Source organism: Gordonia amarae NBRC 15530 (assembly GCF_000241345.1).
Classification (GTDB): domain Bacteria; phylum Actinomycetota; class Actinomycetes; order Mycobacteriales; family Mycobacteriaceae; genus Gordonia; species Gordonia amarae.
Map to the genome: position 1 here is coordinate 1 of NZ_BAED01000024.1, position 10,257 is coordinate 10,257.

General features: G+C 67.6%; 7 protein-coding genes. 3 read left to right on the top strand and 4 right to left on the bottom strand.

Annotated features, from left to right (window positions below; translation table 11 throughout):
• Positions 1 to 99 precede the first annotated feature (99 nt).
• A complete protein-coding gene (locus GOAMR_RS07180) occupies positions 100 to 1,407 on the bottom strand; it encodes an outer membrane protein assembly factor BamB family protein (protein ID WP_005184790.1) in 1,308 nt (435 codons plus the stop codon).
• A 121-nt stretch (positions 1,408 to 1,528) separates the two neighbouring features.
• Between GOAMR_RS07180 and GOAMR_RS07185 the strand changes: the two genes are divergently transcribed.
• On the top strand, positions 1,529 to 3,037 hold the full coding sequence (locus GOAMR_RS07185; protein WP_005184793.1) for a DUF7782 domain-containing protein: 1,509 nt from the start codon (positions 1,529 to 1,531) through the stop codon (positions 3,035 to 3,037).
• Between the two features lie 102 nt (positions 3,038 to 3,139).
• Here the strand turns inward: GOAMR_RS07185 and GOAMR_RS07190 are convergent, their stop codons facing one another.
• Together GOAMR_RS07190 and GOAMR_RS07195 are read right to left on the bottom strand one after the other, a co-directional pair.
• The gene (locus tag GOAMR_RS07190; RefSeq protein ID WP_040514640.1) at positions 3,140 to 4,366 is read right to left on the bottom strand and encodes a trans-sulfuration enzyme family protein; all 1,227 of its coding nucleotides are present in this window, start codon (positions 4,364 to 4,366) and stop codon (positions 3,140 to 3,142) included.
• 169 nt (positions 4,367 to 4,535) lie between these two features.
• A complete protein-coding gene (locus tag GOAMR_RS07195) occupies positions 4,536 to 6,320 on the bottom strand; it encodes an AMP-dependent synthetase/ligase (protein ID WP_005184797.1) in 1,785 nt (594 codons plus the stop codon).
• A gap of 219 nt (positions 6,321 to 6,539) precedes the next feature.
• Here GOAMR_RS07195 and GOAMR_RS07200 point away from each other — a divergent pair, with 219 nt between their 5' ends.
• Positions 6,540 to 8,375, top strand: a complete 1,836-nt coding sequence (locus tag GOAMR_RS07200; protein ID WP_050942620.1) for a DEAD/DEAH box helicase — start codon at positions 6,540 to 6,542, stop codon at positions 8,373 to 8,375.
• Between the two features lie 191 nt (positions 8,376 to 8,566).
• Positions 8,567 to 8,905 (top strand): rhodanese-like domain-containing protein, encoded by a 339-nt coding sequence (locus GOAMR_RS07205; protein WP_040514641.1) that lies wholly within the window; start codon positions 8,567 to 8,569, stop codon positions 8,903 to 8,905.
• An 83-nt stretch (positions 8,906 to 8,988) separates the two neighbouring features.
• Here the strand turns inward: GOAMR_RS07205 and GOAMR_RS07210 are convergent, their stop codons facing one another.
• Positions 8,989 to 9,777, bottom strand: a complete 789-nt coding sequence (locus GOAMR_RS07210) for an SIR2 family NAD-dependent protein deacylase (RefSeq protein WP_005184803.1) — start codon at positions 9,775 to 9,777, stop codon at positions 8,989 to 8,991.
• Positions 9,778 to 10,257 lie beyond the last annotated feature (480 nt).

Below are 10,257 nucleotides of genomic sequence, written 5' to 3' on the forward strand. Positions count from 1 at the left end.
AGTAAATGCCAAGAGGGTCGCCTCAAGTGGCATGGGTTACATTCACACGCGGTGGGACTGGTGTGAATCAAGTTGCCGATGGTGCCACAGGAGTGCGCTCTAGACGTCCTCACGTTGCCTGCGGGTGTCGATCAGTGAGACATAGGTGCGTTGCGGGCCGGCGGCGAACAGGTAGCCCCCCGCGGTGCCCACGTCGTCTGTGGTGCGCCACAGCGTGGTGCCGGTGTCGCGGTCGATGCCGTAGCCGAACACCGTCAGCCCGTCTGCCTGCCCGCGGTTGAACCGCAACGATTCGAGGAACAGCACTGTGCCGGACTGGGCCTCGGCGCTGGGCGATCCGGCGACGAACTTGATCTCGGTGGCGAACCGGGTCCGGTCCGTCAGCCGGTCGAACACCTCGACCCGGGTGTAGCCGTCGCGGGCCTCGGACAGCATGAGAACCCCGCCCTCGACACATTTGGGGTCGCGGGCGCCGGTGTACGGGCGCTGTAGGCGCAGCGATCCGCTCGCCGCGTCGAAGACCCCGACGTCGGTGTGCCGGCCCGACTTCCGGCGCTCGCCGATCAGGTCGGGGCAGTCCCGCGGCGGCAGGGCCTGCGGCCAGCCCGCCCACGTGCCGGCGGTCAGATTCCAGCCCGTCGGCAGCGTCCCCCGGGACGTTCCGGCGGCGTCGAACAACCGCACGCGGTCACCACCGCGGGCGAAACCGCCCGGCAGCGCCTGCAGCCTGGTCCCCGGCCCGGCGATGCGCCGGCCGTCGGACAGCCGGACCACGCTGTGCACGTCGCCGTCCGGTCCGGCGCTGCTCTCCTCGATAAACGTCACCAGGCCCGACGCCAAGCGCACATACGCGCCGCGCACCCCCGATCTGGTCCACCGGATCGTGCCGTCGAGGTTGAACAGCGTGTAGGCGCTCTTGCTGATGTGGCGTACGAACGTCTCGACCAGCCAACCGTTTCCGGCATTCTGGACCGATCCCGCGTGCCAGCCGGACAGCGGCGCGGTGAACGTTGTCCGTCCGGTGGCCGCGTCGTAGATCGTGATCACCGGGCTGTTGGTGGCCCACTTGGTCGCCGCGCAGGCGATCCGCGTCGACGAGAACGCGCAGCTGGCGTCACCCGCCGTCGGTGCACCGGTCCAGCGCCGCGCCCCGGTGGCGACATCGATGAGCGTCGGCACCCCCTTCGTGCCGGTGACCAGGGCGGATTTCTCGTCGGCGTCCTGGAAGGTCACGCTCGTCGACGACAGGTCACGGGCGCTGACCGTCCAGCGGATCGGGGGATCGGGTGCGATGACGTCGGGCTGCCGGTTCTCGGGAGGCGGCCTGTCGTCGCCGCCGCACGCCCCGGTCGTCGCCACCAGCAGTGCCGTCACGGTCAGGACGGCGCCGCGAAGCAGTGCTCTCATGGGACTCGCCGATGACATGTAGCGATGCTAAGGGTCTGCGGGCGACCCTGGCCGAGGTGTCCGTCGGGCAATCGACACCCGCGGGGACGCACGCTGCCCGGTCCGGCCGATACTGGTCGCTATGGCACACCCACTGCACGACCCCGCCCTGATCGACGCACTCGGCGCGGACCTGCGTTCAGCCGGCTACACCGGACCCGGTGTCGCCGCATTCCTCGGCGACGACGTCAACGACGCGCTCGGCCGCGGGATCTGGTGGCCCGCACTGCACGCCACGGCCCACGGCGGGCCGGCGCCGCTCGCGACGCTGATCCGGCTGTTGCTGCTCGCCGTCGACGTGCCCGTCACCGAGGTGGCCGCCGCGCTGCCCGGCTGCGGTGTCGACGCGCTCGTAGCGGGCGGGGTCATCACCGTCGACGGTGACACCGCCCGCGCCGCGCTCGACATCCGCCCCCACGCCGACGACGCCCGCGACTACCTCGTCGTGTCCGACCTCGACGCCGCGACCCGCACCGGCCCGGTCGAACATGACCACGTCCTCGGCATCGGCGGCGCGTCGGTGTCGCTGGCCCGGGCGGTCATCCGTGAACCCGTGGGCCGGGCACTGGATCTGGGCACCGGGTGCGGAATCCAGGCGCTGCACCTCGACGCGCACTGTACGCAGATCGTCGCCACCGACACCAACGAGCGCGCCCTCGCGCTGGCGGCGGCCACCGCCCGGCTCAACGGGATGTCGTGGGATCTGCGCCGCGGCAGCCTCTTCGAACCCGTCGCGGGGGAGAGGTTCGACCTGATCGTGTCCAATCCGCCGTTCGTCGTGGGTTCGGGCGGGCAGGACTACATCTACCGCGACTCCGGCATGGCCGGCGACAGTGTCTGCGAACGGCTCATCGGTGAGCTCGCCGACCATCTCAACCCCGGCGGAACCGCCCAGATTCTCGCCAATTGGATTGTCCGCGAAGACGAACCGTGGGAGACCCGGGTGCGCGGCTGGCTGGCGGGCACCGCCCTGGACGCCTGGGTGGTGCAGCGGGAGCTGGCCGACCCCATCAGCTATGTGTCCCTCTGGCTTTCGGATGCCGGTGAGAACACCGACGATCTCGTCCGCAGGGGGGCGGACTGGCTCGACTGGTTCCGCCGAGAGGAGATCGCGGGAATCGGCATGGGGCTCATCACCCTTCGCGCGCATCGTGCGGGCGAGACACGCGAACCCGATCAGGTCATCGAGGAGATCACCGCGGCCGGCGAAGAGGTCACCGGATACGAGGCGAAGGCATTCCTGGACCGCCGCGCCTACCTGCGCGACACCTCCGACGCAGACCTGCTGGCGGCACGGCTCTCGACCGCGCCGGTGATGCTCGAACAACAGTCGCTGCCCGGCGACGACGGGTGGCAACAGGTCGGGGCGTCGGTGCGGCGACTGGGCGGACCGGCCGCGGTCCTCGGTGTCGACGAGGTGTCGACGGCGCTGCTCGCCGGGTGCCGAGGTGTCGTACCGCTGGGCACCCTCATCGAGTTGCTCGCGGGATTTCACGGTGTCGACACCGATGCGCTCGCCGGGGCCGCCCTGCCTGTCGTCCGCGAAGCCATCGGCCGGGGCATCCTCTACGAGGCGCGCCAGGCCCCGTGACCCCTCGCTGGTTGAGGTGTGAGGAGCGCGGGCGACAAGCTTCGAAACCTCGTGAGATGACATTGTCGTCGCACCGGGTTTCGAGGCTCGCAAGCTCACACCTCAGCCAGCAAATATGGCTGCGGCAGAAGTGGATTCGCCGTCAAAAGTCCTATCCAGTGCCTGGTGGAGGTCAGCGGCCAGGTCGTCGGCATCCTCCAGGCCGACCGAGAAGCGCAGGTGGCCGTATTCGCGGAAGCCCTCGGGGTAGGCGGCAACCCGTGGGCCGTCCGTACCGACGTGCACGATCAGCGACTCGTCGTGGCCCAGCGACACCGCCGAGGTGATCACCCGCAGGTGAGAGACGAACCGATTCTGGGTCGCCGGATCGCCGCGCAGCGCGAACGCCATCATGCCGCCGAACCCGCGTCCGCCCAACTGCCGTGCGGCCAACTCATGTTGAGGATGTGAAGCCAGGCCCGGATAGGCGACGTAGGCGATCCGGTCATCGGACTCCAGCAACCGGGCCAGGCTCAGTGCGGTGGCCTGATGCTGAGTCAGCCTCAGCGGCAAGGTGATCGACCCGCGGCAGATCAGCCAGGCGTTGAACGGCGAGATCACCCCGCCCACATCCACCATCGCCTCCGCCTTCACCTTCGATACGAGTTCGGCGGCGCCGATCACCGCGCCACCCATCGCGTCCCCGTGTCCGTTGATGTACTTGGTCAGCGAATGGATCACGAGGTCGGCGCCGGCGGCCAGCGGCCGGTACAGCGGCGGGGGAGTGAACGTCGAATCGATCACCAGCAACGCACCGACCTCGTGCGCGATACCCGCGAGCGCGGCCACATCGGCGACCTTCGTCGTGGGGTTCGCGATCACCTCCGCGGTGATCATCTTGGTGGTCGGACGGATCGCCGCGCGTACCGCCTCGAGGTCGGTGATGTCGACGAAAGTGGCCTCGATGCCGTACTTGCGCGGCAGCAACTGGGTCCACAGCTTCCACGTCGCCTCGTAGGTGGTGTCCGAGACGATGATGTGGTCGCCGGTGGCCAGGAACGTGAAGTACACCGCGTGCAGCGCCGCCACCCCCGAGGCAAGCGCCAGCGCGTCCTCCCCGCCCTCCATCAGCGCCAGCTTACGTTGCAGCGCAACCTGATTGGCGCCTGTGTTGCGGGTGTAGATCAGATGGTTCGGGTCAGACCAGTCGAGCTTCTCCGGCTCGGGCGGCAGGTGGTACGAGTTGGCCATTGTGATCGGCGTGCGGATCGACGGCCCGCCGGTGTCGTTACCGCCGTGGACGCTGAGGGTCATATCGCCGAATCCGCTGTCCCCGTGCTGCGCGCTCATGCCGTTGACGCTACGACATGGCCCTCCCGCCCGGTGGTTGAGGTGCGAGGTCGCCCAGCGACCGAGCCGCGAAACCCGGTGAGCTGACGATGTCGTCTCACCGGGTTTCGAGGCTCGCAGGCTCGCGCCTCAACCGGCAGGGGGTCGGCTGGAGGCGCGGTCGGTAGGGCTACGTGTACAGGTCGGCGATGGCAACCTTGTACGAGTCGTGGATGATGTTGCGCTTGAGCTTGAGCGTGGGCGTCAGTTCACCGGTCTCGATGGTGAAGTCGGTGTCGAGCACCGAGAACTTCTTGATCGCCTCGGCCTTGGACACCGACTTGTTGGCGGAGTCGACCGCCTCCTGCAGCTCGGCGAGGATCTTCTCGTTGGTGGCCAGCGCGCTCAGCGGGGTGTCGGCCGCCAGGTTGTGGCGCTCGAGCCAGCCGGGGATGACCTCCTGGTCGAGGGTGATCAGGGCCGCGATGAACGGCTTCTTGTCGCCCACCACCAGGCACTGGCTCACCAGCGGATGCGCCCGGATGGTGTCTTCGAGCTGGGCCGGGGAGACGTTCTTGCCGGCCGCGGTGACGATGATCTCCTTCTTGCGGCCGGTGATATAGAGGAATCCGTCGACCAGCTTGCCGATGTCACCGGTGTGGAACCAGCCGTCGATGATCGACTCGGATGTGGCCTTGTCGTTCTGCCAGTAGCCGCCGAACACCATCGGGCCCTTGAGCAGGATCTCCCCGTCGGCGGCGATGGCCACCGCGGATCCCGGCACCGGCCGGCCCACCGAGCCGACGTGCTGGTCGGCGGCACTGTTGGCGATGATGCCTGCGCTGGTCTCGGTGAGGCCGTAGGCCTCGTACACCGGGATGCCGACGCCGCGGAAGAAGTGGCCGAGACGATCGCCGAGCGGGGCACCGCCCGACACCGCGCCGATACAGTTGCCGCCGAGGGCGGCACGCAGCTTGCCGTACACGAGCTTGTCGAACAGGGCGTGCTTGAGCTTGAGAAGCAGACCGGGACCGCCGGCGTCGAGGGACTTGCTGTACTCGACGGCCGCGGCCGAGGCCTTCTCGAAGATGCCGCCCTTGCCGCCGTCGTACGCCTTCTGCTTGGCCGAGTTGTAGACCTTCTCGAACACGCGCGGCACCGACAGCACGTAATGCGGCTTGAACTTGTCGAGGTGGGCGACGAGGTTGGGGATGTCGCTGGTGTGGCCGAGGATCACCTTGTTCTCGATGCAGCCGACCTCGATGGCGCGGGCGAACACATGCGCCAGCGGGAGGAACAGCAGCGTGGTGTTGCCTTCGACCAGGCCCGGACCCACGGCCTGAGCGCAGGCGGCGCTCTCGGACAGCAGGTTGGCGTGGGTAAGCGCGACGCCCTTGGGCCGTCCGGTGGTGCCCGAGGTGTAGATCAGGGTGGCGGCGTCGGAGGCCACGGCGTTGGTGTGGCGGGTGTCGAGTTCGGCGTCGTCGACGATCGCGCCGCGCTCGGTGAGGGTCGCGATCGCACCCTCATCGATGACCAGGGTCTCGTTGAGCGCCGGAGCCCCCGCGATCACCTCCTGATGGTGCGCGCGGTGCTTGGCCAGCTCGAGGATCAGCAGCTTGGTCCCGGAATCCTCCAGGATCCACTGGACCTGATCGGGCGAGGAGGTGTCGTAGATGGCGACGGTGACGGCTCCGGCTCGCCAGATGGCGTAGTCGATGACCGTCCACTCGTAGCGGGTGGAGGAGAGCAGGGCCACCCGGTCGCCGGGGTTGATGCCGGAGGCGATGATGCCCTTGGCGACCGCGTCCACCTCGTCGGCGAAGGTCTTGGCGTCAACGTCTACCCAGGTGCCGCCGGACAGCTTGCGCAGCAGCGTCGCATGGGGAGTTTCCGCTCGGTGGCGCAGCAGCGCGTCCACGGTCGTCGCCTTCTCGTCGACCGTGAAGTTCGACGGGGTGGAGTACTGATCCATAACTCTCCTTGTCATCGGCCGCACGAAAGGTGCGACCAAACGGGCATTTCAGGCACAACTGACCGCGAATGGTACGTTGCATCCGCGTTGAATGGCATCGAGCCTAGCAGGAGGGCCGGTGAGGTCCATCACACGAGTTCGGGGTGATCATGGTCGTTCGATTCTTCTGGACCGCCCGCGGCGCACTAGAGTAGTAGCGATGAACGAGACTGGCCAGTGATGACACCCGCATCCGAATCCGAATCAACGTCCGGCGAGACGACCACCGAGCGGCCGAACCGGAACACCGACGAGCCCGGTGCCGGAGGCTTCGACGGTCTGGGTATCGACGACCGCGTACTCGAGGCCATCTCCGATGTCGGCTATGAGTCTCCCTCGCCGATCCAGGCGGCCACCATCCCGGTCCTCATGTCGGGGCGCGATGTGGTGGGCCTGGCGCAGACCGGAACCGGCAAGACCGCGGCCTTCGCCATCCCGATTCTTTCGCGGCTCGATGACTCCGCCCGCAAACCGCAGGCCCTGATCCTGGCGCCGACCCGTGAACTCGCCCTGCAGGTGGCCGAGGCGTTCGGCAAGTACTCGGCCCACATGCCCAAGGTGAAGGTACTGCCCATCTATGGCGGGCAGAGCTATGTGGTCCAGCTCAACGGACTCAAGCGCGGCGCGCAGGTCATCGTCGGCACACCCGGGCGCGTCATCGACCATCTCGATCGCGGTACCCTCGATATCTCCGAACTGGAGTTCCTCGTTCTCGACGAGGCCGACGAGATGCTCACGATGGGCTTTGCCGAGGATGTGGAGCGCATCCTCGCCGATACCCCGGACTCCAAGCAGGTCGCGTTGTTCTCGGCGACGATGCCCAAGGCCATCTCGCGGCTGGCGCAGCAGTACCTGAACGATCCGGAGGAGATCAAGGTCAAGGCCAAGACCGAGACCGCCTCCAATATCACCCAGCGCTATCTGCAGGTGTCGCATCAGCGCAAGCTCGACGCGCTGACCCGTTTCCTCGAGGTCGAGCAGTTCGACGCGATGATCGTGTTCGTCCGCACCAAGCAGGCCACCGAGGAACTGGCCGAGAAGCTGCGTTCGCGCGGATTCTCGGCGGTGGCGATCAACGGCGACCTCGCGCAGGCGCAGCGCGAACGCACCATCAACCAGCTCAAGAACGGCACCATCGACATCCTCGTGGCCACCGATGTGGCGGCCCGCGGCCTCGACGTCGACCGGATCTCGCACGTGGTCAACTACGACATCCCGCACGACACCGAGTCGTACGTGCACCGGATCGGCCGCACCGGCCGGGCCGGACGTTCGGGCAACGCGCTGTTGTTCGTCTCGCCGCGCGAGCGGCACCTGTTGCGCGCCATCGAGAAGGCCACCCGGTCCACGCTCGCCGAGATCGGGCTGCCCAGCGTCGAGGATGTCAACGCCCAGCGTGTGGCCAAGTTCGCCGAGTCGATCACCGAGAACCTCGGGTCCGAACATCTCGACATGTTCCGCAAGCTCATCGAGGACTACGCCCGCGACAACGACGTGACGATGGCCGACATCGCGGCCGCCCTCGCGCTCGAGACCCGCGACGGCGGTTTCCTCATGGCGCCCGACCCGCCGCAGCGCGAGCGTGGCGAGCGCGGCGAACGCGGCGATAGGCCCGAGCGCCGGGAGCGCGCGCCGCGCCGCCCGGGAGCCAACTTCGCCACTTACCGTATCGCCGTCGGCCGCGTCCATCGGGTGTCGCCGGGCGCGATCGTCGGGGCGATCGCCAATGAGGGCGGTCTCACCCGGGGTGATTTCGGTAACATTTCCATCCGCGACGACTTCAGTCTCGTTGAGCTTCCGGACGATCTCGACGCCGAAACCCTGGCGTCTCTGCGGCATACCCGGATCGGTAAGAACCCGATCGACATCCGTCGCGACCAGGGGCCCCCGCGTGCCCGGGGTGGCGCCAAACGCGCTGGTCAGGGCGCTCGCGGGTACGGCCGTGACGGCGGCAGGCGAGGCGAGCAGTGGGGCAAGCGGGGCAACCCGAAGGTGGCGGGCCGGCCGCGGGGCTGAGGTCCGGGACCTGTTTGTCGCACATATCATGCCCCGTGTTGTGAGCTTAATTTGCCTGTCACATCAGTGAAGTCGCCGCGTAGCATTACTTCTCGGTAACGGTTTGCAACGGTGCGCCGACATACCTGCCAGAGCCGGCGGACAGTCCGGCGCAACGCGAGCACACGAATGAGAAGCGGGTGAGGTCACCAGTGTCAGTGGTGAATGCGATTTCAGCCAAAGAAGCAGTCGAACACAGCCAACACGGGGATGCGGTCATCGTCGACGCGCGCCCGCAGGTGATGCGGCATCAGGGCAGTGTCCCGGGAGCGGTCGTCGTCGACCCGTCCGACGTCCGGACCGCGTTCAACAACACGGCGTCGGGCCGGTTTCCGGTGATCGCCGACCACGATCGAGAGATCGCTGTGGTGTCGGTCCGGTCGCAGGCGCCGGTGATCGCGGAGCAGATCGCCGACCTGGGTTACACCAACGTGCACTACGTCGACGGCGGCTACGGCGCGCTGTCGTCTTGCAGCGGCACGGCCAACTGACACCAACCCGCGGCGGCGGGGATTCATACGACAAGCGAGGAGCGAACCGGCAGTGGCCGGTTCGCTCCTCGCTTGTCTGGTTCTCAGCCGCGCACGGCGTCGAGCAGGGCGGGCAGGCCCACTGCCGCTGACGTGCGAACAGAAAGCGTGACGTAGGGGCTCAACGCCGACTCGTCGATGTTGAACTCGATCACGGGGGTTCCGTTTGCCAGCGCCCGCTCCGGCAGTTCCGCTGCGGGATAGACGATTCCACTGGTCCCGACCACCAGGACGAGTTCGCTGCCGGCGATGGTGTGCTCGGCCCGCTGCCACGCGTCGCGCGGGAGTGGTTCACCGAACCAGACGACGCCCGGGCGGACCGGCGACAGGCATTCGTGGCAGGCGGGCGGGTCGATGCGGGGCGGTTCGGTGTAGGAGGCGATGTCGAAACCGGCCGGCAGCCGGGTGCCGGTGCCGTGGTAGGGCGCAGCGCACACCGAGCATCGTGGCTCGAACAGGCTGCCGTGCAGGTGGCTGATCACCTCGCTGCCGGCGCGTTCGTGCAGATCGTCCACATTCTGGGTCACCACCATCACCGTGCGGTGATCGGCGAGTCCGGCAATCGCGCGGTGCCCAGGATTGGGCTGGGCGTCGCCCACCAGCTTCATCCGCCACAGGTACCAGCCCCACACGAGGGCGGGGTCATCGTCCCAGGCCTCGACAGTGGCAAGCGCGGCCGGGTCGAAGCGTTCCCAGAGGCCGGTCTGGGCGTCGCGGAAGGTGGGGACTCCGCTTTCCGCGGACATTCCCGCACCGGAGAACACGGTGATCCAGTGCGCTTGGCGGACAAGGTCGATGACGTCGCCGGGGAGGGTGACGGATTCGGTTGCCATGTCGAGCACCTTACGGTGCCGTGGACCGGCGCCGCGAACTCGTTTTCCGGTCGAGTCCCGGCCGGCGAAGCGGCTCAGTGAACTGTTTCACATAACGATTGCATAACGGAATTGGAGGGGTGGGCCGGCGTGTCGTGGTGGGCGGGTTTGCGCTGGTGACGGGGTTGATCGACGGGGCCGCTTCCGGCATGCGGCGGCGGGCGCAAGGTTACCCGTGGGGATACCGGTCGGTATACCTGTCGGTCACCCCAAAACATGAGGAATCCCTCACTTTTGTATGTCATGATGGGTGGCACGTTCCTTGGTGATGCGCGCTGACCGATACCGGGTCGGTTATGCAAAGCGTTGCGGCACTGATGAGTTCGTCGATATTTGCTGCGCTCAGGATGATCTGGTGCGGCCGGCACGACAACCCCGCGAAGAAGCCACGAGGCGATGAGGCATGCCCGAAACAGGGCGAGCCCCGTCAGACCCGCACAA